Origin of the sequence: Sutcliffiella sp. FSL R7-0096 (genome assembly GCF_038595065.1) — a bacterium.
Classification (GTDB): domain Bacteria; phylum Bacillota; class Bacilli; order Bacillales; family Bacillaceae_I; genus Sutcliffiella_A.
This window is the reverse complement of record NZ_CP152003.1, coordinates 2,692,514-2,716,126: the sequence shown is the minus strand read 5'-3', so window position 1 is coordinate 2,716,126 and position 23,613 is coordinate 2,692,514. Positions and strand designations below refer to the sequence as shown.

Annotated in this window: 26 protein-coding genes; 20 read left to right on the top strand and 6 right to left on the bottom strand. The window is 39.6% G+C overall.

Going from position 1 to position 23,613, the window contains the following annotated elements:
* The first annotated feature begins 29 nt into the window (after positions 1–29).
* The 5 genes from MKY77_RS13835 to MKY77_RS13815 all read left to right on the top strand — a co-directional run bounded on the left by MKY77_RS13835 (position 30) and on the right by MKY77_RS13815 (position 5,050).
* Complete coding sequence (locus MKY77_RS13835) at positions 30–233, top strand: hypothetical protein (RefSeq protein ID WP_339146451.1); 204 nt, start codon at positions 30–32, stop codon at positions 231–233.
* A gap of 93 nt (positions 234–326) precedes the next feature.
* Entirely contained in the window at positions 327–521 is a 195-nt protein-coding gene (locus MKY77_RS13830; RefSeq protein WP_342515359.1) for a hypothetical protein, read from the top strand.
* Positions 522–1,294: 773 nt separating this feature from the next.
* Positions 1,295–3,214, top strand: a complete 1,920-nt coding sequence (locus MKY77_RS13825; RefSeq protein ID WP_339146450.1) for an ATP-dependent DNA helicase — start codon at positions 1,295–1,297, stop codon at positions 3,212–3,214.
* Positions 3,215–3,361: 147 nt separating this feature from the next.
* Complete coding sequence (locus tag MKY77_RS13820; RefSeq protein WP_339146449.1) at positions 3,362–4,879, top strand: carboxypeptidase M32; 1,518 nt, start codon at positions 3,362–3,364, stop codon at positions 4,877–4,879.
* Positions 4,880–4,921: 42 nt separating this feature from the next.
* On the top strand, positions 4,922–5,050 hold the full coding sequence (locus MKY77_RS13815; RefSeq protein WP_342515358.1) for a hypothetical protein: 129 nt from the start codon (positions 4,922–4,924) through the stop codon (positions 5,048–5,050).
* Between the two features lie 136 nt (positions 5,051–5,186).
* On the opposite strand, the gene MKY77_RS13810 is transcribed toward MKY77_RS13815, so the two are convergent.
* Complete coding sequence (locus MKY77_RS13810) at positions 5,187–5,645, bottom strand: chemotaxis protein CheX (protein ID WP_339146448.1); 459 nt, start codon at positions 5,643–5,645, stop codon at positions 5,187–5,189.
* A gap of 169 nt (positions 5,646–5,814) precedes the next feature.
* Between MKY77_RS13810 and MKY77_RS13805 the strand changes: the two genes are divergently transcribed.
* The 9 genes from MKY77_RS13805 to MKY77_RS13765 all read left to right on the top strand — a co-directional run bounded on the left by MKY77_RS13805 (position 5,815) and on the right by MKY77_RS13765 (position 15,842).
* Positions 5,815–6,348: a GNAT family protein gene (locus MKY77_RS13805; RefSeq protein WP_339146447.1), complete on the top strand. Its 534-nt coding sequence runs from the start codon at positions 5,815–5,817 to the stop codon at positions 6,346–6,348.
* A gap of 234 nt (positions 6,349–6,582) precedes the next feature.
* Positions 6,583–7,662, top strand: coding sequence for a 3-oxoacyl-[acyl-carrier-protein] synthase III C-terminal domain-containing protein (locus MKY77_RS13800; protein ID WP_339146446.1), 1,080 nt, complete (start codon positions 6,583–6,585; stop codon positions 7,660–7,662).
* Between the two features lie 6 nt (positions 7,663–7,668).
* A complete protein-coding gene (locus MKY77_RS13795; protein WP_339146445.1) occupies positions 7,669–8,238 on the top strand; it encodes an isoprenylcysteine carboxylmethyltransferase family protein in 570 nt (189 codons plus the stop codon).
* 372 nt (positions 8,239–8,610) lie between these two features.
* Positions 8,611–12,297, top strand: coding sequence for a dynamin family protein (locus MKY77_RS13790; protein ID WP_339146444.1), 3,687 nt, complete (start codon positions 8,611–8,613; stop codon positions 12,295–12,297).
* A gap of 12 nt (positions 12,298–12,309) precedes the next feature.
* On the top strand, positions 12,310–13,068 hold the full coding sequence (locus MKY77_RS13785) for a nucleotidyltransferase domain-containing protein (protein WP_339146443.1): 759 nt from the start codon (positions 12,310–12,312) through the stop codon (positions 13,066–13,068).
* Between the two features lie 182 nt (positions 13,069–13,250).
* A complete protein-coding gene (locus MKY77_RS13780; protein ID WP_339146442.1) occupies positions 13,251–13,508 on the top strand; it encodes a YpbS family protein in 258 nt (85 codons plus the stop codon).
* Positions 13,509–13,525: 17 nt separating this feature from the next.
* A complete protein-coding gene (locus MKY77_RS13775; RefSeq protein ID WP_339146441.1) occupies positions 13,526–14,365 on the top strand; it encodes a sulfurtransferase in 840 nt (279 codons plus the stop codon).
* 74 nt (positions 14,366–14,439) lie between these two features.
* Positions 14,440–14,574 (top strand): hypothetical protein, encoded by a 135-nt coding sequence (locus tag MKY77_RS13770; protein ID WP_010193767.1) that lies wholly within the window; start codon positions 14,440–14,442, stop codon positions 14,572–14,574.
* Positions 14,575–14,972: 398 nt separating this feature from the next.
* On the top strand, positions 14,973–15,842 hold the full coding sequence (locus tag MKY77_RS13765) for a 5'-3' exonuclease H3TH domain-containing protein (protein ID WP_339146440.1): 870 nt from the start codon (positions 14,973–14,975) through the stop codon (positions 15,840–15,842).
* 29 nt (positions 15,843–15,871) lie between these two features.
* Here MKY77_RS13765 and sspL read toward each other — a convergent pair whose 3' ends face one another.
* On the bottom strand, positions 15,872–16,012 hold the full coding sequence (sspL, locus tag MKY77_RS13760; protein WP_237664547.1) for a small, acid-soluble spore protein L: 141 nt from the start codon (positions 16,010–16,012) through the stop codon (positions 15,872–15,874).
* Between the two features lie 102 nt (positions 16,013–16,114).
* On the opposite strand from sspL, the gene MKY77_RS13755 reads away from it, so the two are divergent.
* Entirely contained in the window at positions 16,115–16,603 is a 489-nt protein-coding gene (locus MKY77_RS13755) for a divergent PAP2 family protein (protein ID WP_339146439.1), read from the top strand.
* A gap of 62 nt (positions 16,604–16,665) precedes the next feature.
* Positions 16,666–16,938, top strand: coding sequence for a DUF6123 family protein (locus tag MKY77_RS13750; protein ID WP_339146438.1), 273 nt, complete (start codon positions 16,666–16,668; stop codon positions 16,936–16,938).
* Positions 16,939–17,039: 101 nt separating this feature from the next.
* On the opposite strand, the gene MKY77_RS13745 is transcribed toward MKY77_RS13750, so the two are convergent.
* Together MKY77_RS13745 and MKY77_RS13740 are read right to left on the bottom strand one after the other, a co-directional pair.
* On the bottom strand, positions 17,040–18,179 hold the full coding sequence (locus MKY77_RS13745) for a zinc-dependent alcohol dehydrogenase (protein WP_339146437.1): 1,140 nt from the start codon (positions 18,177–18,179) through the stop codon (positions 17,040–17,042).
* A 283-nt stretch (positions 18,180–18,462) separates the two neighbouring features.
* On the bottom strand, positions 18,463–18,855 hold the full coding sequence (locus MKY77_RS13740; protein ID WP_339146436.1) for a reverse transcriptase-like protein: 393 nt from the start codon (positions 18,853–18,855) through the stop codon (positions 18,463–18,465).
* 176 nt (positions 18,856–19,031) lie between these two features.
* On the opposite strand from MKY77_RS13740, the gene MKY77_RS13735 reads away from it, so the two are divergent.
* Both MKY77_RS13735 and MKY77_RS13730 read left to right on the top strand, forming a co-directional pair.
* Positions 19,032–19,685, top strand: a complete 654-nt coding sequence (locus MKY77_RS13735) for a reverse transcriptase-like protein (protein WP_339146435.1) — start codon at positions 19,032–19,034, stop codon at positions 19,683–19,685.
* Positions 19,686–19,706: 21 nt separating this feature from the next.
* Positions 19,707–19,895 carry a zinc-finger domain-containing protein gene (locus tag MKY77_RS13730; protein ID WP_237664554.1) on the top strand — a complete coding sequence of 63 codons (189 nt, stop codon included), beginning with the start codon at positions 19,707–19,709 and terminating at the stop codon, positions 19,893–19,895.
* A 363-nt stretch (positions 19,896–20,258) separates the two neighbouring features.
* On the opposite strand, the gene MKY77_RS13725 is transcribed toward MKY77_RS13730, so the two are convergent.
* Both MKY77_RS13725 and cspD read right to left on the bottom strand, forming a co-directional pair.
* Complete coding sequence (locus MKY77_RS13725; protein WP_339146434.1) at positions 20,259–20,540, bottom strand: DUF2564 family protein; 282 nt, start codon at positions 20,538–20,540, stop codon at positions 20,259–20,261.
* A gap of 125 nt (positions 20,541–20,665) precedes the next feature.
* The gene (gene cspD, locus MKY77_RS13720) at positions 20,666–20,866 is read right to left on the bottom strand and encodes a cold-shock protein CspD (protein WP_060663892.1); all 201 of its coding nucleotides are present in this window, start codon (positions 20,864–20,866) and stop codon (positions 20,666–20,668) included.
* A gap of 199 nt (positions 20,867–21,065) precedes the next feature.
* Here cspD and MKY77_RS13715 point away from each other — a divergent pair, with 199 nt between their 5' ends.
* Both MKY77_RS13715 and MKY77_RS13710 read left to right on the top strand, forming a co-directional pair.
* Entirely contained in the window at positions 21,066–21,311 is a 246-nt protein-coding gene (locus MKY77_RS13715) for a hypothetical protein (protein ID WP_339146433.1), read from the top strand.
* 105 nt (positions 21,312–21,416) lie between these two features.
* Positions 21,417–23,588 carry a DNA topoisomerase III gene (locus MKY77_RS13710; RefSeq protein ID WP_339146432.1) on the top strand — a complete coding sequence of 724 codons (2,172 nt, stop codon included), beginning with the start codon at positions 21,417–21,419 and terminating at the stop codon, positions 23,586–23,588.
* The last annotated feature ends 25 nt before the right edge of the window (positions 23,589–23,613 follow it).

Here is a 23,613-nt window from a genome sequence, read left to right as displayed (position 1 = left end):
GGAATTACTCCTAAAAAGGAGTGATGGTGATGAGAGACCAGAATAAAGATAAAGAATTACTAGAGAGAAATGAGAAAGAGAAGGCCTTCAAGGAGAACGAAAAGAAGCAGAAAGACCGTGATCAACTCGTCATGCCAATAGATGAGCTTCCACTTGAAGAAATTAAATATGAAAAAGAGGAAGAACGTGACAAAAAGGGTTCCAAAGATCGTTCATCAAGCAAAGAAAATTAAACAAATGATATAAATAACCAAAACACCCCTTGTGAATATTTTTAAGAAAATGGGCATAGAATACTTCTATCAATACTGTTTGGAGGGGTTTCTATGCCTTTGCATGTGAATGATTTTATGAGAATCTCCAAAGCATTGGAAAGTAGCTATCAGCGACTTGCAAGTGAAAATCTACTAGATAATCATGAATGTGTGGAACGAATGAATGCTGCACGTGATGAATATACAAAAGCAATGCTGTACGCCACTCTGCTTGATGATAAGATAATCCATATCACAAAGAATTAAGTGAAAAAAACCTCCTTTCTGGAGGTTTCAGTGTGTAGACAAAGTCATTTGAAGTTATAGTTTCCCCGTTGATCGCAGTGAAAGGAGCGTAGACTCCTGCGGGAGGAAAGGACATGGAAGACCCCGCAGGGCGTAGCCCGAGGAGGCTTCCGGACTGCCCGCGGAAAGCGAAGCTCCTGTAACGGAGATCAACTGTTATAGGTAATAACCAAACTAATCTATAGTTTGTCAACAGACTGAAACCTCCTTTCTGGAGGTTTTTCAGCTTGTAGAAAAAGTTAATATAGTTTCATGATGTGCAATTCCCTTGTTGATCGTAGTGGAAGGCTCGCAGACTTCCACGGGAGGAAGGAACAGGGAAGACCCCGCAGGAGTCTTCGCCTATTGCTCCAATCAACAGCTAGAAACCATAAAAAAAGATAAGTTATTAGGTTTATCAGTGGCCATGGCGCAGCCCGAGGAGGCTTCCAGACCGCCCGCAGGAAAGCGAGAAGCGCCTGGATCAAAGATCAACAAGTAAATGCAAATCTAAAGATCATTAGGATTTGTCAAAAGTCTCAAAAAACCTCCTTCCTGGAGGTATTTTATTTTAGATCCTCGTAATGCAAAAACTCAGATGGAGAAGTTTACATAAAGCTAAATCAATCAACTAATGCTTTTGAGGCATAGTTAGAGAATCCCCCCCTTTTTGTTGCTCCTAATTCTCCACTTGACAAACACACCTGGAATGTTAGATAATGACTAGATGCAAACTTTTCTCGGAGGTACATAGAATGAACAATCGTCTGCCATTTACAATGAACAAAGGGGATTCTTTTTTTGATCGCCTGAACGAATGGATTGGGGATGTATTTTACGACATCCTGCCTGAAGCTGGTTTTGAATTGCGTGATGAACAGATTTTTATGGCGTTCCAACTGGAAAGAGCGTTTAAAGAGAAGAAAGTGATTTTCTCGGAAGCCGGTGTTGGAACAGGGAAGACGATGGTGTACCTTTTATACGCAATCTGTTACGCGAGGTATATGGGAAAGCCTGCCATCATAACTTGTGCCGATGAATCACTGATCGAACAACTTGTTAAAAAAGAAGGAGACATTTCAAAGCTTTCCAAGGTTCTCGACATCACGGTGGATGTTCGTCTTGCCAAGTCTCCAGATCAATATTTATGCTTAAACAAGCTGGATTTTGCAGTGGACAAGTATGATAGCGACAACATAGATGAAGTGTATGACTCACTTCCTAAATTTGTTAATAAACCTGCGGCCATGCAGTCGTTCCATGCCTATGGCGATCGAAAAGATTATGCCAACCTGAACGATGAAGAATGGGATATGATTGCTTGGGATAGCTTCCAAGACTGTTTCAGCTGTGAAAAAAGACATCGTTGTGGACAAACCCTTTCACGCGATCATTACCGTAAATCAACAGATCTTATCATCTGCTCTCATGACTTTTACATGGAGCATGTGTGGACATATGAAAAGCGTAAACGCGAAGGACAACTTCCGCTTTTACCAGATGCTTCAAGTGTAGTGTTTGACGAAGGACACTTACTGGAGTTTGCTGCCCAAAAAGCTCTGACATACAAAATCAAAAATCAACAAGTGGAAGAAATTCTTACCCGCCTATTAGGGAACGATTTACGAGAAGAATTCGCCTTACTAGTAGAGGATTCTCTTCAGGCAAACGATCTATTTTTTGAAATGCTGGAAGATAATCTAACAAGTATTGAGGGTTCGGACCGTAAAGATATAACCATGGATATCCGATTTGTTAAAAGTGCAAAGGACCTTCTTTCTAAAATCGAGGAGATAGGCAATCAACTTGTTTTTGAGGGAGAGCTTCATACTGTAGATCATTACCAGCTTCACATTGTGGAAGAATACTTGGATTCTATTGAGTTCTTATTAAAGTTGCTCTTATCGAAAGAAGATGTAATCGCATGGGCTGAGCATGCAAACAAGGACCTAACATTGGTCGTCATGCCAAAAACGGTTGAAGAGGTTTTAAAGGAGAATGTCTTTTCAAAGCGCATTCCTTTTATCTTCTCATCGGCAACTTTATCAGATAATGAAAACTTTGGTTACTTGGCGAATTCTTTAGGAATAGAAGATTACTTATCATTTTCGATCAATTCACCATTTGACTATGAAGAAAATATGAAACTTTCTTTAACGGTAGAAGAGGATTTTTATGTAAAGTTCAACATGACGCTGGATTCAATAACGCGAAATGATGGCAGGACACTTGTCTTATTCTCCTCCAAACAGGATCTTTTGAGGTTCAAAATGGAGAATGTGGACAATAAAGACTTTCCATTCCTTTATGAAGGGGAAAAAGAAATCAGTGTACTGGTTTCGGAGTTTCAAAATGATGAAAGTGCGGTACTGTGTGCCTACCACCTTTGGGAAGGATTAGATATTCCTGGTCCTTCCTTATCCAATGTTGTCATCTGGTCATTACCATTCCCTCCGAATGATCCTGTATTTGCTGCTAAACGGAAAGGGTTGGATGACCCGTATATGCAATTGGATGTTCCGTACATGCTTCTACGCCTGCGTCAAGGGATGGGCCGACTCATTCGTACCACTGAAGATAAGGGGGAGATTACCTTATATCTTCCTTTAGGGCTACATGCAGATGTTCGTGAAAAACTAGAAGGTGTACTTCCAACCAGCCCAGTGACAATATAGTATTTCAAACATAAAAAAGCACCGGAGTTCGATTCGGTGCTTTTTTTACATGCAGACTATTATCTGTTTAGACTAAATCTATTGCCAACTAGTGCGAAAATTGTGTATTCTTAACAGTAGTTCTAATGATTAATGGGGGAGATACATATGGTAGAGATCAGTACAGTAAGAGAAGAATACTTAAATCATATTAATAAAATGGACAGCTATAATGAGGCACTATCCCTCATTTTCTGGGATTTAAGAACGGGCGCCCCTAAAAAGGGAGTGGACCGTCGATCGGATGTCATTGGGATTTTATCCTCAGAACTCTTCAAAATGTCTACATCGGAAGAGATGGCAAGTTACCTTACTCAGCTGTTACATGATGAAAATTTTAAGGCATTAGATGATGTTACAAAGGCCTCGCTCTTGGAGAGCAAAAAGAATTATGACCGAAATAAAAAGATTCCGGCTAAGGATTACCAGGAATATGTGGTTCTTTCCACAAAGGCGGAGTCGGTGTGGGAAGAAGCGAAAGAAAAGTCGGATTTCTCCATGCTTGAGCCATACTTGGAAAAACTGGTGGATTTCAATAAAAGATTTATTGAATACTGGGGCTATGATGGAAACAAGTATAATACATTATTAGAAATGTACGAGCCAGGAATTACAGTCGAGAAATTGGATGAGGTATTCGCCAAATTGAAAGATCGAATTGTTCCCCTTGTTCAGAACATCGCTGAATCTTCCGTACAGCTAAGAGCCAAAGACCTTTTAGTTCATTTCCCAAAAGCTAAACAGCGGGACTTCAGCATGGAAATCCTAAAGGAGTTAGCTTATGATTTCGACTCTGGCAGATTGGACGAAACAGTCCATCCTTTTGCAATAGGCCTGAATCCAGGAGATGTCCGAGTGACAACTAAATATGACGAAGAAGATTTCCGCACCGCTGTTTTCGGAACGATACACGAGTGTGGCCATGCCCTTTATGAGCAGAATATCTCAAAGGATTTACAGGGAACTGGCTTGTGCTCAGGTACATCTATGGGAATGCATGAATCACAATCCTTATTTTATGAGAACTTCGTAGGGCGTCATGAGAACTTTTGGAAGCGTCATTATAAGAGCCTGCAACGCTTCGCAGGAGGACAGTTTGATGATATCAGCTTAGAAGAATTCTATTTGGCAATAAATGAATCCAAACCTTCCCTGATTCGTATCGAAGCAGATGAATTGACTTATTCTTTACATATCATGATTCGTTATGAATTGGAAAAAGCACTATTTAATGATGAATTGGAAGTGAAGGACCTTCCTGCTACTTGGAATGAGAAATATCAGAGCTATCTTGGCATCACACCACCAAATGATGCGAAAGGTGTTCTTCAAGATGTTCACTGGTCTGGAGGTAGCTTTGGGTATTTTCCTTCCTATGCACTTGGCTATATGTATGCTGCCCAATTCAAACAGGCGATGCAGAAGGATCTTCCAAATTATGATGAGTTACTGGCAAATGGAGATCTTGAACCTGTTAAGAAATGGTTGACCGACAAGGTTCATCAGTATGGTAAGTTGAAAAAGCCACTGGAAATCCTGAAAGATGTGACAGGTGAGGAATTGAACGCAGACCATCTCATCAATTATCTAGAAGACAAGTATAATAAAATCTATCAATTAACATGATAGAAGGTAAAGGGACCAGGGAGAAATCTCTGGTCTTTTTATTTGGCTGTTTTCGCAAACTTTGTTGCTTTTTCGTATAAATACACAGGCCGTTATTTTCCTTACTATCGTGCTCTTTTCCTTGATGTATTTATAAAGCTACTTGGAATTTTCAGAGTAAGTGAGCAGTAAAAAGTCCAATTGCCGACTTTTTACGAGTTAATAGCAACAATCTTTGAGAAAAGAGCCTTTTATTTTGTAGAAATACTTTTAAAATGTAATGAAAGTAACCAAAATAAAAACCCGCCATATGGAGGGTTCTAAGGAGTTATGATGCATCTTCCAACTCCATTATGATTTGCATTTTCACTGTATCTTTTAAATAAATAGGCGTATGTAGTCGGTGCATGAGGTGGAACTCTTTTTGCTGCTCACTCAATACATCAGGAGGAGTGATGTCCATATGGATGCCACTTCCCGCCATTTTGGATGAAAGAGTCCCTGCAATCATATTTCCAAGTTCTCCTGTAAAGGATTGAAGCATATCACCATCCAATTGCATACCAAACATCATTTCTCCAATGTGCTGAAAAACATGTCGTTCACCTTGTATAATGAGCTGGCCGCGGATGTCACCAGTTAAGATGATGAGTACCCCGTATGGAACGTTCGTCCGTTTTTCAGTGTAAAGGCTTGGTTCATCAAAGCTGATATCCACTGGGATGACTGATTTAAATGAGTCTATAGTCCTGATAAATACTTGTCTCGAACTTTCTGAAAGGTACATTTGGCACCTCCTGAATTCATTTGGATAGTACGATTTTATCATATCATATTTCCTAGATTATTTTTCAACAAATTTCACCAATTTCCTTGGTTGATAAAGGGTTTTTTGTTGAACAATAAAGATAAATGCAGTAGGATGTAGTACCTAAAGAGTTTATAGGAGGAACATCATGTTAGATTTACGGTTTGAATTTACAGCTAAGGATGAATCGACAGTAATTTTACGTCCGGTGGAAGAAGCGGATGCAGAAGATATAGTGACCGCTGTAGAGAGTATTATTGCTGCTGGCCAATACATTCAGAAAGACGTACCTCGTACCCCTGAGGAAGAAAGGCTGTTTATTCGTGATATGAAAGCCAAGGAGAATATGTATATTGGAGTAGAGCGTAATGGAAAAGTGGTTGGGATTGCACGGATCATTCGTGGTGAAATTCAAATGAAACGACATACAGGCCTTTTTCGTACCTGGCTTGCTGAGGAAGCACAAGGGCTTGGTATTGGGAAAAAGATAATGGATTACACTGATATGTGGTGTGATCAACATATAAGAAAACTATCCTTAACCGTCTTTTCTTCGAACGAAATCGCCTATCAATTATATAAGAAATATGGATTTCATGAAGAAGGAAATCAAAAGGAACAAGCTTTCATCAAAGGAGAATATGTGGATGAGCTTTGGATGGCAAAGTTCTACAAAAGTTGATTTCCAATAATTTATAGTGTTATTACAAGCTGTTTTCGTTATAATAAGGGGGCACAACACAATAACTCCTTTAAAACGAAATGTACCTTCCCAAGATAATTGGGGAGGTTTTTTTTATTCTCTCCTCTTCTACATTCAACTTCCGATCTGATCGCATAGATCGCCTACCCATCTGTATATTTATATAAATTATGGAAAAATTAACAGTACCAAAACGGATGAGGTGCACGAATTATGCCAAAAATATTGTCTGTTGGAACGTCCATTCCTAAATATCCAATCCAACAGGATACGGTTGTTGAATTTGCCAAAGAATTATTTGAAGAATCCTTTAACGATATAAATCGCCTTCTCACGGTTTTTCAAAATGGGCAAATAGAAAAACGGTATTTTGCAAGGGATGTTGAATGGTTCAGGGAACCTCATACATTAGAAGAGAAAAATGATATTTACATTAAAGAAGCAGTGGCTTATGGTTCAGAAGCGATAAATGCATGCTTGCATAATTCAGCAACTCTCTCACAACCTATACCCCATGAAGATATTGAAGCCATTTTCTATATTTCTACAACAGGAATGTCGACACCCAGTATTGAGGCGAGGATTATGAATGTCCTACCTTTTTCCCCATATACCAAAAGAGTTCCAATATGGGGACTCGGATGTGCTGGTGGTGCCGCTGGACTATCCAGAGCATATGAATATTGTCTAGCATTTCCGAAAGCAAAGGTTCTCGTATTATGTGTGGAACTTTGCAGTCTTACATTCCAAAAGCATGACCGATCGAAAAGTAATCTGGTAGGCACCTCACTATTTGCTGATGGCATCGCCTGTGTCTTGATGGTTGGTAATGACGTGCAATTGGAGGATAGTAGAAGTTATCCAAAAGTATTAGGTAGCCAATCCACTTTAATGAAGGATTCGGAAGATGTCATGGGATGGGAGGTTAAGAATGAGGGGCTATTTGTTATATTCTCAAGAGACATTCCTAGAATCATCACAAACTGGCTTGCTCCAAACGTGAGCAGATTTCTAGAAAGTCATCATGTACAGTTGGAAGACTTGGAACATTTCGTTCTGCATCCTGGTGGGAAAAAAGTATTGGAAGCATACCAAGAGTGTCTTGGAATGGAAACGGATAAGCTCGCTACATCATTTCAGGTATTAAAGGATTACGGGAATATGTCTTCAGCTACGGTGCTGTATGTCCTGAAGGAGATCATGGAAAAGAATCCGGATAAAGGTGATAAGGGAATAGCTGCCGCACTTGGACCTGGTTTCAGCTCTGAAATGTTATTATTGGAATGGGAGTGAAGAAAAATGGTTTTCTCTTTGTTTTTTGCATTTATCGTTACTCAAAGAGTCCTGGAGCTTGGCATTGCCAAAAGAAACGAAAAATGGATCATGTCGCAAGGTGCTGTTGAATGCGGGAAGGAACATTACAAATTTATGGTCAGTTTACATATTGCTTTTTTGATATGTTTCTTATTGGAAGTCTTGTTTTTTGATAGAACACTCAGTTCCTTTTGGCCGGTCATCCTTATTCTGTTTCTCTTGACACAATCTCTCCGTATATGGGCAATCCAGTCATTAGGTAAATTCTGGAATACTAAGATTTTGATTTTGCCGGATGCATCAATTGTGATATCTGGTCCATATAAGTTCTTGCGTCATCCCAATTATACGATCGTGGTGCTTGAAATCATGCTGATACCGCTAATGTTTAATGCCTATTTAACAGCCACGGTTTTTACATTGTTGAATGCCTGGATGTTAAGTGTAAGAATTCCGCTCGAGGAAAGGGCGCTATCAGATATGACAACAAATTATGCCTCTTATATGGAGGAAAAGAACCGATTTTCTCCAACTTTTCAGAAAGAATCGGAATGAAAGTCATTGTCAATTAGGCTATAAGCTGATATGATTATGATAATAATTATCACTATCAACGAGGGGGACATACCAACATGACACTATTGTTAATTGGTACAACTGTTGTAGCGTATTCCGTTTTAATGAAAGTAGTCTTACAGCAAACATGTGAACCTAAACCGATAAAATAATACATAACAGGGATATCTACATCGAATACGTAGAAGTCCCTGTTTTTTTATGTCTAAACCCCCAAAAAGATTCAAGCACATGTTCTGGTTACAAAAATATAAATAAATTAGGGAAGTAAAGTGGGAAAATACTGCAATATCAAGTAAAATAGAGTGGGAACATGGAGAAATGATACACACAACTAAGGGGACAGAAGAAATGGGATCAAACAAACCAAAGCAGCAAATTCAACAGCAAGAACAGCAGACAAGTCTGCTTCAAACAAAACTGAACTTAATTTTAGAAAAATTACATAAGCACGGTGACCATAGAAGTGCCAGGAAAGTTGCCGAACTACTAAATAAAAATATCACAAAAGAATTGAGTATAGCATTCTGCGGGCATTTTTCAGCGGGAAAATCATCCTTCATCAATGAAATATTAGAGGAGGCCATTTTGCCGGCGAGTCCGATACCAACTTCAGCCAATGTCGTCCAAATCAGAAATGGAGAAGAGCTTGCTCATGTTCATTTCTTTGAGGGTGAGTCATTGGAAATCTTACCTCCAGTTTCTTTTGAGCATGTAAAAGCATACTGCAAAAACGGCGATCAAGTGGAATCGGTCGAATACCAGTTTCCTTTTGAGAAGCTTCCCAAAGACATGGTCGTTCTTGACACTCCCGGCGTGGATTCAACAGACGATGCTCACCGCATTTCTACGGAATCAGCCTTGCATTTAGCGGACGTCATCTTCTATATGATGGACTATAACCACGTCCAATCTGAAGTCAATTTGAAGTTTATTAAAGAACTTCAAGATAAGGAAAAAAAGATCTATTTAATTGTGAACCAAATTGATAAACATAGAGAAGAAGAGATCCCGTTCTCCACTTACAACACAAGGATAATGGAGTCTTTCGAGGATTGGGGAATTAAACCGGTAAGCATTTATTTTACGAGCCTGAAAGATACAAGCCACCCTCTCAATGACCTGGATATCGTCAAAGAGACTATTCACATCCTAAGACAAGATAAACTGGATATCCTGCCTAGGACGATAGAGAAGGCGCTTCATCATGTAATGGATGAACATAAAGAATGGCTGCTACACCAAAGGACAGATGAAATAGAACGTTATGAGCATATCATTCAGTCAACAGAAGACCTACCAAAAGATATAGGGAAAACTTTAAGTGAAGTTAAAGCAAAACTTTCTTCCATCGAGTCTGAAACTGCTCAAATAAAAGAGACCTTTATTGATCAAACAAAGAGGATATTGGATAATGCCAATATCACGCCTTTTGAAATAAGGGAACTAGCAGAGAAGTATCTTGAATCTCAGCAAAAAGGATTTAAAGTGGGCCTTTTATTTTCTAGCAAAAAAACACAGGAAGAACGAGAACAAAGAAGTGCTGCCTTTCGAGACGATTTTGGAGACCGTGTCAAAACACAGATTGAGAAGTTTATTCATGAACATATCTTCTCCTTTTTAAAAGAGCAGAATTTCTATTCACCCTCCATTTTTGATAAGGTCCAAGGTATTGCTGTCCCTATTTCAGACGGGTTTATATCAAGTCATGTAAAACCGGGTGCCGGATATACAGGGAATGCGGTTCTCCATTATACAAAAGACCTCGCCCATTCCATAAAGTTGGAGTATCAGAAACAGGTGCAAAGATTTATAGAAGGTTTTTTCGAGAAGCTTGAGGAGCAAATGCAGGAGAATACTAAAGCATTAAAGGTCGAGGTGGAAAGACTGGAAACGGTACACCATGCCCAAGAAGCCATTACCGTCCTCCATATGGAACTTGAGCAGGAATATGAGGTGTTAAACAGCATTCTCGTTATGAAACCAGCCTCTCTAATAGAACATGGTGAGAAGGGTGACCTGTTTACCCAATATCTGAACCGTTCATATAAAATAGTCCGGGGAGATGAATTGCCATCTACTATAAGTAAGCAGAAGACCGACATTCAGAAACAAGAAGCAATTCAAGAAACTATGAAGTTGAATGATCCGGCAACGTTAGTGAAAGGGTTACAGGAGACAGCATACTCTTTAAATGGAATTCATGGATTCCAGACAATTGTGGATGACCTCATAAAAAGAGCAGATAAAATCGAGAACCAAACCTTTACGGTCGCGTTATTCGGGGCTTTTAGTGCAGGTAAGTCCTCCCTCGCTAATGCTTTGTTTGGTGAAAAGGTGCTACCTGTTTCCCCAAACCCCACAACGGCTTCCATAAATAAGATTTCTCCTGTATCAAAGGAAAATCCACATGGAACGGTTTGCGTGCAAATGAAAACAGCTGAACAGCTTTTTGCGGATGTGAAACAGGCACTACTTATATTTGACACCAACTTAACTAACCTTGAAGAAGCTGGTCCGACAATTAAAAGAATGATTTCTAAAAATGAGCATCTGGAACTTGATGCAAGTAAGAAAACTCACTTTCACTTTTTGAAAGCCTTCTTGTCAGGCTGGGAAAATATGAGGTCTCACTTAGGAAAGCTAAAACAGGTGACACTTCAAGAATTTGAAGCATATGTTGCGCAGGAGGAGAAATCCTGCTTTGTAGAGTGGATTGAAGTGTTCTATGATTGCCCATTCACAAGACAGGGGTTAACGTTGGTGGATACACCTGGAGCGGATTCCATCAATGCAAGGCATACGGATGTATCCTTCGATTATATCAAGAATGCCGATGCCATCCTGTTTGTGACTTATTACCAGCATGCCTTTTCAAAAGCGGACCGGGAATTCTTGATTCAGCTCGGCAGGGTTAAAGACGCCTTTGCCATGGATAAGATGTTCTTCCTTGTTAATGCAGCCGATCTTGCCAATAATGAGGAAGAGCTTGAATTAGTCTGTGACTATGTAGAAGAGCAGCTGACTACTTATGGAATCCGACATCCAAGATTATATCCTGTATCAAGCCTACTTGCTCTTAAGGAAAAAGAAAATCGCCCGTATAAACACTCATTTTTGGAAAGTTCATTGATGTACAAATTTGAGAAGGCCTTTTCCGATTTCATACAGGCTGATTTGGTGGAGATGAGTCTTCATGCAGCACAAGCAGACCTAAACAGAGCAGTTACTTTATTTGAGCATTTTGTTCAACAAGCAAAGCTTGGATCAGAGGAAAAGGGAAAATTGCAGTTACTCTATTCCCATAATAAAAAGACGTTGGAAGCTCATATCAAGAATTACTCGACGGAAAGTTTTTACACGCTGCTTGAACAGGAAATAAATGAACTGATTTACTATATTAAGCAACGCACATTATTACGTTTTTCTGACTTCTTTAAAGAAAGCTTCAATCCTGCAGTAATTAGGGAGGATGGGAGGAATATGAAAACACAGCTTGTCAGTTGTCTGCATGAGCTTGTTACAGATATCTCCCACAATCTTTCCCAAGAAGTTAGAGCAACTACCGTCCGAACAGAGAACTTTATTCGTAAGAACTTAAACTCCTGGCAAAAGGAATTGGAAGGGGAGGCTCAAAAATTAGAAGGGCAGCTTTCCTTACGTGTTTTGGAAGCAGAGGATTTTACACCTTTTAAAGTGAATAATTCGTTTCCTTCCATCTCTTCAAAGCTTGAGAAACAAACAATAGGATATTACCGCAATTCGAAAGCTTTTTTTGAGAAAAACGAAAAGCAAAAAATGGCTCAATTTCTGGAAGAACAGCTTTCTCCCCTAATGGATATATTCTTAAAGGGCAGCGGGGAAGACCTGACAATTCATTATAAAAATGAACTGGAAAATTCCTTAGAAGAAGTAAAGACATATATTCTTAGACAACTTCAAGATTATTATGATGGGATGCAAGCAGCCCTCGAGCAAGAACAGGACATCCCGCAACTTGAACGAGTACTAGAACAAATACAGAAGAATAGGAAGTAAGGAGGAAAACAGGTGAACCGAATAGAGGATCTGCTCAACGAAATAGAGTTCAAACATAATGTGAAGATCCTCTATGCCTGTGAAGCGGGTAGCAGGGCATATGGCTTAGCAACCGAAAACAGTGATTATGATGTCCGGTTCATCTATATTGCTCCTCTTAGGGACTATCTTTCCTTGACCAGGAAGCATGATACAATCACCAGGCAGGAGGACATGTATGACATACAGGGATGGGATCTGAAAAAGGCACTGCTTTTAGCCAATAAGTCCAATCCTTCTTTGTATGAATGGATGATTTCTCCTATCATATATCGAGAGTTGTACCCGGTTATGCTACCATTAAAAGACATGATTCTTAATGGATTTTCACGAAAAGTGCTAGCCTACCATTATGTAAACATGTCAAAGAAAAATATGGAAACATGGAGCGGCAAAAAAGACAGCTCTAATCTTGTCCACTCAGTCCGGGCTGCCCTTTTGCTTGAACAGGTGATGCACCACGATTCCAAAACAATTGAGTTTAAAGAGCTCATTAAGGAAAGTGAAATTTTTAACAGTGAGGAGCTATCTCTGTTATTCCAGTTGAAGGTGGGAGAGATTTTAAACGAACATCCTATTATTAATCAAATTTCAACTAAAGTAAGAAATTTTTTAACAGCGTCCGAACCATCTCTCGTTCATCTGGGGGAAGGAACGGTTAATATTCACTTGTTAGACGAGCTTTTTTTCCAACAGTTGGGGATAGAGGGTGAGAGAAATCACAAAAGTTAATCGATTTCATGCTTGTGCCACCTGTAAACATTATCAAGTGAAAAAATTAGATACTCATACAGTTTACCGCTGCAGTAGACTTGGCTTCGAAACAAAGCCGCACTTTAAATTTGATTGTTGGCAACCGAAAGAGAACATAATACAATTAATGAAAAAAGAACAGATAAACTGGAGGAACAACAATGAGCGTACATAAAGCGATAAGTGAGCATTCTAGAAAGCAAAATCAGGTTGTAATGAATTTTCTGCAACTTGAACAACAAAGGGAAGCATACATAGAAGAGGCAATAGTACTTTGCCGCCAGAATATACCATACACAACGGAAAAAATTAACGAGGTAACTAAAAGAATAAACGAACTGGCACGGAAAGGAATTGCACCTCAGCGACAACTTGTAACGAAGGAAATGGTGGAGGAGTTCGTTTCTCGAAGTAAATAATGTGCGGAGGGGAAAGCATGAAGCATATCGTATCAGTAACTTGGGTAAAGGACCATTTGAACGAGCTCACGGTCATTGATTGTCGCTTCCATCTTACTGCACCGGAAAAGGGGTTTGCTGAATATAAAGAACATCATATCCCTGGGGCGCACTACATGGACTTAAACAAAGACTTATCCAGTAAAGTGGGTACTCATGGCGGGAGACATCCGATGCCTGACTTTCAAGAATTTCATCGTAAACTTGAAGAAATTGGAGTTCATGATGGTGGCATGGTACTTCTTTACGATGACCAGAACAGTGCAATGGCTTCAAGGCTATGGTTTTTGCTGAAGGTTTTTGGCCACGAGGATGTTTGGATTATGGATGGTGGTTACAGCGAATGGGTGAAGCAGGGTTATCCTGTAACAGAAGAAGTGCCACAAAAGAAACAGCGTGGCAGTTTTACTTTTAAGGTTGAAGAAGATTTGGTGATGGATATGGATGACGTTAAGTCACGTTTATCTTCCTTCAAGAGTGGTGGTGCCTATCTTCTTGATGCCAGGGAGCCAAACCGTTATATGGGGGTAGAAGAACCGATTGATAAGGTTGCCGGTCATATCCCTGGAGCTCTTAACTATTTCTGGATGGAGAACGTTGATAATGGAAAGTGGAAAGAGCCAGAAGCACTGAGAGAAAGATTTTCTCCTCTGGATCCATCTAAAGAAATTGTTGTCTACTGCGGTTCTGGTGTAACTGCTTGCCCGACATTTATAGCACTTAAAGAAGCTGGTTTTGAAAAAGTAAAGCTTTATGCTGGTAGCTGGAGCGACTGGATAAGTTACACAGACAACCCAATTTCTAAAATAAAGAACTAAATTTACCCTCATTTAAACGGTAGTTTCCTTGAGCAAACTATAAGGGATTCACCATAAGAAGGAGGAGATTTAGAATGGGACGTACGAAAAAAGGAAATGCCAATGCACAGCGTAACAATAACGCTAAACAAAAAGGCAACATGGATTCAGAGTTTGCTTCATATGCGGAATACGAAGCAGCAAAGATGACGAATAAGAAAAACCAATAATATTAACGCCATCATTTTTATGGGTGATGGCTAATCTTTTAAAAAGCTACCCCAAAGTCGCTATTTTTTGACTTTGGGCTTTTTTATGAATCGGGACAGAGTTTTCGGATAGTAATTAGTAACTTAACTAAGATTGTTGTGAAAAAATCCTTTAATATAACAATAATGGGGAATTCAAGTGTGACAAATAACTCCCACAAATATTAAAAAAATCTCCGAAAAATTAGGAGATAAATGGATTCTCGATAATTTCAAATGATTTTTGACTAATTGAGTAATTTATTTGACTAATTCACCTGCTTTTTTGAACATTAACCCTCGCCGTCTAGGTAGGGGTGCCTGTCCCTCAACTCTAATTTATGCTATAATCATAAGCGGAATAGAGAGGGAGTGTCCTTATGAAAAAAGTATTACTGATCGATGGAATGGCTTTATTATTCCGTTCCTTTTTTGCAACAAGTGTTTATAATCGCTTTATGTACACATCTAATGGAATCCCGACCAACGCCGTTCAGGGATTTGTTAAACATATGATCACATCCATGGAAACCTTTCAACCGACACATGTTGTCTGCTGCTGGGACATGGGAAGCAAAACGTTCCGAACGGAAATGTTCGATGACTATAAAGCAAACAGACCTGCTCCACCACAAGAGTTGATTCCGCAGTTTGATTTAGTGAAAGAAGTGGTAGAGGCGTTTGATATCCCGAATATTGGTCTCGCAGGATTTGAAGCGGATGACTGTTTGGGAACTCTTGCAGAATTATACCGAGAAGAAGCAGAAGTCATTATATTAACGGGTGACCAGGATGTCCTGCAGCTTATCAAACCTAACATAAAAGTAGCATTGTTGTTAAAGGGCTATGGTAACTATGAAGTATTGGATGAGAATGGGTTCTATGAGAAAAAAGGACTAACGCCACAACAACTCATCGACCTCAAAGCAATAATGGGTGACAGTAGTGATAACTACCCTGGAGTAAAAGGTGTCGGGGAAAAAACTGCTACAAAGTTATTGATGGAATACCAGACAGTGAATGGGATCTTAGAAAACCTTTCTGCACTTACAAAAAGTCAACGCCAGAAATTCGAAGACAGCTTGGAGCTATTGCACCTGTCAAGGGAGCTTGCAACTATTAAGTGTGATGTACCAATTTCATGCGAATTGCAAGATGCGACCATCACTATTGACCGCAGCAAAGTCGCAAGTAAATTTGATGAATTGGAATTTAAAAATTTACATGGATTCATAAATAAGGTTTGTTAAGAGAAGATGAACGAGTCATCTTCTCTTTTTTATCGTTTTGTATTATCTTTTTTCGCTTTATTTTCAAGCTTAGAATGAACTTCATGTGAAAACTCTGCATCTTGGCCGTAACCTTGAGGGTTAACACCAGGTGCTTTTTTTCCTCTATTTGCGGATTTATTTCTGCTCATGTTTCTCACCTCCGTTACCTAACATAGGTTTCCTTTTTCCTCTATAAATTATGTTGCATCTTGAAGTACAAATTGACTCAAACTACATTAGAGGTGATTAGTTTGAATCGACCATTAAAAATAGCATTAAGTGCCATTACTTTGGCACAATTCTTAAAGATTCCGATAAAATATTTTAGAACAGGCAGATGGGAATGGAGTACTTTCTTTGAAACAGGAGGGATGCCTAGCTCCCATTCCGCAGGAGTATCGGCATTGGCAACCATCATAGCGTTAAAAAGGGGTTATAAAACCATAGATTTTGCACTATCAACGATTTTTGGACTGATTGTCATGTATGACGCTCAAGGTGTAAGAAGACAAACTGGAGAGATAACCCTTGCTGTAAATGATCTTGCGGAAAAGTTGGATAGACTCGAGGGAAAACCTGATAAAAATGTCCATGATAAATTGGAAAAGCGATTAAAAGAACGTTTGGGCCACCAGCCGGAGGAAGTGGTTGGTGGGGCATTGTTCGGAATTGCACTCGCTTTTCTTGGAATGCGCTTGCTACCGAAAAAGAAAAAAATGGAACTGTGGGACAAACTTTAATGTGCAAACGACAAATTTTGCGGTAAGATTGTAGAAGGGGATGAACAAAAGGATGGATAGATATGAGAAAATCTTGGAGTACAGAAGAATACCTTCAGCAACTTACCTCAAAAGGGTTTAAATTTGGAGAAGATTCTCTTGGTTTTATAGAATTTGGCAAGCATTATACAGATAGTTCCGACTACTTGGTTAATATAGCCATTGAAGTAACTTTAAAGGCGCAAAAGCAATTTGATGGGAGTTTCTTTGTGTCATTTCTTGAAATGATCAAACAAGAACAGATTCATTCCAAAAGTGCTGCCTTTCATTTGGCCAAGGAAAAGAAGATTATTTAAAGGCCTTTCCAATTCTAATGGATAAGTCCTCTCGTCTAAGCTAAATCAATTGTCTATATATAAGAGCCTGGAAAACATCCAGGCTCTGTGTATTATCAGTTTTATGGTTTCAGGATAACTTTGACACATTCATCCTCGTGGTCGTTAAAAATCTTATAAGCTTCAGCAGCATTTTCAAGGGGCATCTTATGGGAAACAATTTCTGTTGGATCGAACTCTCCTGAAGTGATCATGTCAAACAGCTTTGGCATGTAATGAACGACAGGTGCCTGCCCCATTTTTAGGTTGATATTACGTTCAAAAAGGTTGCCCAATGGGAACATATTATATTTTGATCCATATACACCTGTAAGTTGAATAGTACCGAATTTCCTGACTGCATCGATACCTATGTCAATAGCGCTTAAAGTTCCGCCCTGCACTTTCAGCTTTTGGCCAATCTCTTCAAGGGCTGATTTCTTTCCATCCATCCCTACGCAATCAATAACCACATCTGCTCCTCCGTGAGTAATTTCCTTCAGGTGGGAGCCCATATTCTTGAATTCATCAAAATTGAAGATTTCCACATTGTTCATTTTCTTAGCTCGCTGTAATCTATACGGGAGGTTATCAACAGCGATAACACGTTTGGCACCTCTCATCCAGGCAAACTTTTGAGCCATCAGGCCGATGGGGCCGCACCCAAGGACGACAACGGTATCATCATTTTTCACCCCGGCATTTTCGACGCTCCAATAGGCGGTTGGCAGCACATCCGACATGAAGAGCAGTGCTTCATCTTCAAGTTCCACAGTTTCCGGGATGACAAACGGAAGGTAATTTCCATAAGGAACACGCAAGTATTCGGCTTGACCCCCCGGGTGATTACCATACCTCTCTGTAAAACCGAAATAACCTCCTGTGTCTACTTCAGGATTTTGATTCGAATTGTCACATTGACTCTCCAGGTCGTTCTGACAATAGAAGCATCTTCCGCATGAAATATTAAACGGGATGACGACCCGATCTCCTTTTTTTACCTTCGTAACCTCTGGACCGACCTCCTCGACAATCCCCATTGGTTCATGTCCGACAATATAATCCTTTTCCGTCGGCAGAGCCCCTTGGTAGATATGTAAATCCGATCCACATATGGCCGTAGAGGTAATGCGGACAATTATATCCTCACTTTTCTCAATTTTTGCGTCCGGTACCTCTTTTACTTTCATATCCTTGATTCCTTGAAATGTTACTCCTTTCAATAGAAAAACCTCCTTTTAATGTAATAATCTTTCTATACCCGAATGATTTAGATATAATCTGATACATTTTAGCCATTTATTCCGTATGGCGGGGGAGAAATTGTCCATTCGACGACTAGTAAAAGCTGGTTTGAAAGTAAAAATAAATGATTGTACTGCCAATAAGACAGTATGGTTCAGTCTCATTATGACAAAAATAAAAGAGTTTCCCTGTAATTGGGAAAGTCCTCTTTTGATATGTATCATTTTTTAATAAAGATCTATTACTGGAATGCTTTTTAGCTTATATTTGGTTAAGTTGTATCGCTTTACGTGAAAGTTCATCCGCCATTTTGTTCTCTTTGCTCGGTATCCATTTAATAAAGAATAAATTAAGCTGATCGGCAAGAGTCAGGGCCTCTTCCAAAAGCACCCGATATTCTTGCTTTTTTGCATAACGCTTTTCCATTGCACTCTCCACAGCCTGAGAATCGGTTCGAAAAGAAACAATTTGATAACCTTGTTTCATACAAATTTTCAATGCTTCAATTAATGCATGGAATTCTGCTTGATGATTCGACATAATCCCGAGTGGGATACTGTATTGTTCAGCAGACCCATGCCCCTTTATGAATATTCCAGCTCCAGAAGGACCTGGATCCCCTGCGCTTGCACCATCTATGTATACCTCAATCATCGCAATCGCCTACCTATTAAATAAGTGTTACACAAACATATTTTGATATGTCCTGTGATAAGATAAGAATACACAATTATAATCTAGGAATAAAGCCATAATAGTTAATACTTTTACTTTTTAGCACTATTGGGTATAAGAAAGAAATACTTAGATGCAAAGGGGATTTCCTAAACATGAAATTAACCTTGGAATGGCATTACCACACTCCAAAGCACATAGAAACCACTTTCAGAAGTGATGAGCTTGATATAAGGCTAGCGCTTAGGCTTTCAGAAGATATAGAAAAGACGGGAAGAGTGAAACGACTGTCCTTCTATGACAGGGATGGATCGGAATGGACGAAAAAAGAAATTAATAAATGGATCAAACAGAGCGAGGTGGGAATATCTGACGTTGTTGCCTACTTTGATGGAGGATACGACGTAGATTCAAAACTGGCGGGAATCGGAAATGTGGTTTATTATAATCAAAATAGAAAAGACTACAGGTATAGAATAAATGCAAGGCTGGAGGAACTTGAATCCAACAACGAAGCGGAATATGCTGCTTTTTACTTTCTGGTTCAACAGCTGGAGCATCTGGAAATTCGTGCGATGGAAGTAACCTTCAAGGGAGATTCCCTTGTCGTTTTGAACCAACTTTCTGGAGAGTGGCCTTGCTATGACGAACTTTTCAATCGCTGGCTGGATAAAATAGAACAGAAACTAAAGGAACTTAAGATTAGACCAATTTATGAGCCTGTCACACGGAAAGATAACACAGAGGCACATCAGCTTGCCAAGCAGGCTTTGGAGGGTACCCCAATTGAAAGCAAATTGCTACTGTGAACATAGGAGTGAAAAGAGAGAATGATCAATCGTAAAAAGATTCTGATGGAGGTTGGTGAAATTTTAGATACTTATTGTACGGAATGTCTTGTGAAACAGACATTGCGGAAGGATTATGGGAAGACACATGCTCAATCTTTCTGCATCGGTGAATGTACAGTAGGTGCTGAAATAAAGAAATTAGGAGATCAGTTGGTGGAGCGCAAATAACTCGCGCTATGCTAGCTGGTTTTTTATTATGGCTTAAGAAAAATTTTAGTTATTGATAACGCCGCTGTTCCTTTTCGCAAATGGCTGCGCTTTCCGCGGGGCGACCTTGAGCCTCCTCGCTTTGCTGCGGGGTCTCAAGATTGTCGCTACTCCCCCGCTGGAGTCTTCGCCATTTGCTCCAATCCACAGCTAGAAACCGGTCACCTCTGTTAGATAGTTTTTAGTTATCCTTTTTGCGAATGGTATTTCATTGTTGATTGTAGTGGAAGGCGCGCAGACGCCTGCAGGCAAGCGGAGCGCCTGGAACGGAAATCAACAGAATTATCTACTTTCTTATTATTAAAAAAACCGCCTATTAGGCGGTCATTTTCGTGCTTCAGATAGCTGATGTTCGCACTGTGATAGCGTTAATTCGCAGTTTTGAAGAAAATCTGTATCAAGCCCGGTACCTGCGCTCTTTGCATCATTAAGTAGGGATCTCGCGTTGGAAATAGCTCTTTCAGCATGATCCATCGCTTCTGAGTCTAGGCTCATGGTAGCTGAACCGACCATTTTTTCAGCAGATTGGATGGAAATTTCCACTTGAGCTAAGTCGTTATATCCTGTGTGTAATTCAGTATCGTTGTTATGTTGTTGGTTATCCATTTTTACAGCCTCCTTCTTTTTTTAGAATCGGTAAAAGAAGCAAAAGATATGCATGATAAAACAAAAGAGACCTCCAAAGTTATAGGAGATCTCTTTCTTTATAATTTATGTTTTCCAGCCTTTAATTAAAGTTTTGAAACGTTAGCAGCTTGTGGTCCGCGGTTTCCTTCAACGATTTCAAAAGAAACTTCTTGGCCTTCTTCCAAAGATTTAAATCCTTCACCAGTAATTGCAGAGAAATGTACGAATACGTCGTCTCCACCTTCTACCTCAATAAATCCAAAACCTTTTTCGTTGTTGAACCATTTAACTTTACCGTTTTGCATCGTTCTTTTTCCTCCTAAAAATAGCGCACAATTGTGCCGTAAAATTGTATTATCATAACCAAATTTCCCGATAAAAAGAAAGCGGTTAAATGACAATTTCAATATACAATATTTCGTCTATAAGAGTCAAGGTTTCAAACTTTGTACCTGTTTTATTTTCTACATCTCCTCATATATATAGGAAAAGGAGGGATAAGCCATGCTACGGACACATTTTGGAGGCAAGGAAATGATCTTGCGCATCAAAACAAATCTTCATCTATATTCTTTAAGCGAGGAGATCATTTACCAGGATTTATGCACCGCATTAAAGGATATATATTTTATGGATAGCTTTGCAGTAGAGATTGGAGAATATCTCGTTGTCGGAGAAACCCAGCAGAGTGCATATCCGCTTATCACAGTGCAGAATATTGTACCCATTAAAAATATTGTTTCCTTGTAACTATACAAACAAATGTTTTGGTTTTATAATAAATGTAGGAAAAGAGATGGGGAAGCGCACTCTTTTCCTACATTTATTTTTACATAGAGCGGAGTGGAAGAAGTTGTGAAATTAATAATTGCCGAGAAGCCAGATCAAGGATTGAAGCTTGCTGCTCCATTCTCCTTCAAAAAAAAGGATGGATACGTAGAAATCCCCCCGCAACCGATGTTCCCAAAGGGCGCCTTGTTGACTTGGGCGGTAGGACATTTATGTGAATTGTTATCTCCAGAAGAATACGACAAAGCATGGAAAAGATGGTCCCTGCAAACTCTCCCAATCATACCCGAACGTTTCCTACACAAAGTAACCAAATCCAAATGGAAGCAATTCCAAACAGTGAAAAAATTAGTTCATCATCCTGAAGTATCAGAAGTCATCATGGCAGGTGATGCAGAGCGGGAAGGAGAAGCAATCATTCGTATCATCCTTTTTGTCAGCAACTGTCACAAACCACTTAAGCGTCTTTGGATATCCTCCTTGACACCTAAAGCGGTACAAAAAGGGTTCGAAAACCTTCTTGAGGAACATCAAACAAGGAATGTTTATTATGAAGCCTTAAGCAGGTCATGTGCGGATTGGCTAGTAGGAATGAACGCTTCAAGGGCTTATACTTTGCTCTTACAACAGAAAGGAATTTCCGATGTATTTTCCACTGGGAGGGTACAGACACCAACCCTTGCTTTAATAGTAAAAAGAGAGATGGAAATAGAGAATTTTCAATCAAAACCGTTTTGGGAGGTGCTGGCAACCTTCCGTATGAATGGAAAAAAATATAAAGGCAAATGGCATAAGGATGAGGAGTCGAGGCTGGATGATCCAAACTTGGCTGAAAAAATTATGCAATTCTGTAAAGAAAAAGAGGCAACAATTGAAGCTATTGATAAGGAGCGCAAAGAATTTCAACCTCCCTACCTTTTTAACCTTTCTTCCTTACAGGCAACAGCCAACAGCATGTATAAATTTTCACCACAGAAAACGCTTGAGATAGCTCAAAAGCTATATGTTAAAGGGATTATTTCCTATCCGCGCTCTGACTCTAGTTTTGTGACCAAGGAAGAGGCAGCTATGTTTCCGGATACCCTCCAGAAGCTGAGTATGTTTGATGCATTCAAGGATTATTTTCCTCTTCCATTTGAGTCAGTCATGAATAACAAACGAGTGGTAAATGAAAAGAAGGTAACCGATCACTATGCCATTATACCGACCGAGCAGGTTACAGATCCTTCCAAGATGTCACCTGATGAAGAAAGAATCTACACGCTTATAGCAAAGCGTCTTATCGCGGCTCATTACGATAAAGCGATATTTGACTACACCACAATCAATACCTTAGTGGATGGGCGTGCCACATTTTTATCAAAAGGCAAAGAAGAGGTGCAGTCTGGGTGGCGGACCGTCATTTATGGTAACAATAAGGACAAGGAAACAGATGAAGAAGATCAGGATCTCCCTTCCTTGGAAAAAGGAGAAACAGGCCATGTCCATGATGTGAAAGTAAAAGAAGGAAAGACCCAACCACCTAAACGCTATACGGAAGGTCAATTGATAACTGTGATGAAGACGGCAGGCAAGCATTTGGAGGATGGGGAGTTAACGAAAGTGCTCAACAAAACGGAGGGTCTTGGCACAGAAGCGACCCGTGCTGGAATTATCGGGGTGCTAAAAGATAGGAAGTATATCGAAGTGAAACGAAATCAGGTTTTTGCTACCAATAAAGGTAAGCTACTTATCCAATCTATCGGGCCAAGTATTTTAGCAAGTCCCGAAATGACGGCCAAATGGGAGCAACGGCTTCATGAAATTGGGGAAGGGAAGGCGTCCCCCGAAGAATTCATGGAGCAGGCAAAAAAACTCTCAATAAAACTAATAGAGGATGCAAAAACACAAAGCGAGCAGTGGTCATTTGAGGGAATGGACATCAGTGAGTTCAAATATGTTAAAGGAAAGCGCCGAGGACGTGGTTCTGCAGGAATGGGAACCAAAGTCGGTGCCTGTAAAAAATGTGATGGAGATGTAGTGGATAAAGGGTCTTTTTATGGATGTTCCAACTACAAGTCTAATAAATGCAATTTCACCATATCCAAAAAGATACTTGGAAAAACAATCTCCGCAACGAATGCGAAAAAGTTGTTAACGGAAGGAAAATCTGCTGAAATAAAAGGGTTCAAAAAAGGGGATAAAGTATTTAATGCATCCCTTGAGTGGAAAGAGGAAAGAATTCAATTTGTTTTTTAAACAGCGTTTGGTCGAGTGTAAAATG

What these genes read in the sequence shown, in the direction of transcription:
- MKY77_RS13835 (WP_339146451.1), top strand. Translation starts at nt 30, where the DNA reads ATGAGAGACCAGAATAAAGATAAAGAATTACTAGAGAGAAATGAGAAA.
- MKY77_RS13830 (WP_342515359.1), top strand. Translation starts at nt 327, where the DNA reads ATGCCTTTGCATGTGAATGATTTTATGAGAATCTCCAAAGCATTGGAA.
- MKY77_RS13825 (WP_339146450.1), top strand. Translation starts at nt 1,295, where the DNA reads ATGAACAATCGTCTGCCATTTACAATGAACAAAGGGGATTCTTTTTTT.
- MKY77_RS13820 (WP_339146449.1), top strand. Translation starts at nt 3,362, where the DNA reads ATGGTAGAGATCAGTACAGTAAGAGAAGAATACTTAAATCATATTAAT.
- MKY77_RS13810 (WP_339146448.1), bottom strand. Translation starts at nt 5,645, where the DNA reads ATGTACCTTTCAGAAAGTTCGAGACAAGTATTTATCAGGACTATAGAC.
- MKY77_RS13805 (WP_339146447.1), top strand. Translation starts at nt 5,815, where the DNA reads ATGTTAGATTTACGGTTTGAATTTACAGCTAAGGATGAATCGACAGTA.
- MKY77_RS13800 (WP_339146446.1), top strand. Translation starts at nt 6,583, where the DNA reads ATGCCAAAAATATTGTCTGTTGGAACGTCCATTCCTAAATATCCAATC.
- MKY77_RS13795 (WP_339146445.1), top strand. Translation starts at nt 7,669, where the DNA reads ATGGTTTTCTCTTTGTTTTTTGCATTTATCGTTACTCAAAGAGTCCTG.
- MKY77_RS13790 (WP_339146444.1), top strand. Translation starts at nt 8,611, where the DNA reads ATGGGATCAAACAAACCAAAGCAGCAAATTCAACAGCAAGAACAGCAG.
- MKY77_RS13780 (WP_339146442.1), top strand. Translation starts at nt 13,251, where the DNA reads ATGAGCGTACATAAAGCGATAAGTGAGCATTCTAGAAAGCAAAATCAG.
- MKY77_RS13775 (WP_339146441.1), top strand. Translation starts at nt 13,526, where the DNA reads ATGAAGCATATCGTATCAGTAACTTGGGTAAAGGACCATTTGAACGAG.
- MKY77_RS13770 (WP_010193767.1), top strand. Translation starts at nt 14,440, where the DNA reads ATGGGACGTACGAAAAAAGGAAATGCCAATGCACAGCGTAACAATAAC.
- MKY77_RS13765 (WP_339146440.1), top strand. Translation starts at nt 14,973, where the DNA reads ATGAAAAAAGTATTACTGATCGATGGAATGGCTTTATTATTCCGTTCC.
- sspL (WP_237664547.1), bottom strand. Translation starts at nt 16,012, where the DNA reads ATGAGCAGAAATAAATCCGCAAATAGAGGAAAAAAAGCACCTGGTGTT.
- MKY77_RS13750 (WP_339146438.1), top strand. Translation starts at nt 16,666, where the DNA reads ATGAGAAAATCTTGGAGTACAGAAGAATACCTTCAGCAACTTACCTCA.
- MKY77_RS13740 (WP_339146436.1), bottom strand. Translation starts at nt 18,855, where the DNA reads ATGATTGAGGTATACATAGATGGTGCAAGCGCAGGGGATCCAGGTCCT.
- MKY77_RS13735 (WP_339146435.1), top strand. Translation starts at nt 19,032, where the DNA reads ATGAAATTAACCTTGGAATGGCATTACCACACTCCAAAGCACATAGAA.
- MKY77_RS13730 (WP_237664554.1), top strand. Translation starts at nt 19,707, where the DNA reads ATGATCAATCGTAAAAAGATTCTGATGGAGGTTGGTGAAATTTTAGAT.
- MKY77_RS13725 (WP_339146434.1), bottom strand. Translation starts at nt 20,540, where the DNA reads ATGGATAACCAACAACATAACAACGATACTGAATTACACACAGGATAT.
- cspD (WP_060663892.1), bottom strand. Translation starts at nt 20,866, where the DNA reads ATGCAAAACGGTAAAGTTAAATGGTTCAACAACGAAAAAGGTTTTGGA.
- MKY77_RS13715 (WP_339146433.1), top strand. Translation starts at nt 21,066, where the DNA reads ATGCTACGGACACATTTTGGAGGCAAGGAAATGATCTTGCGCATCAAA.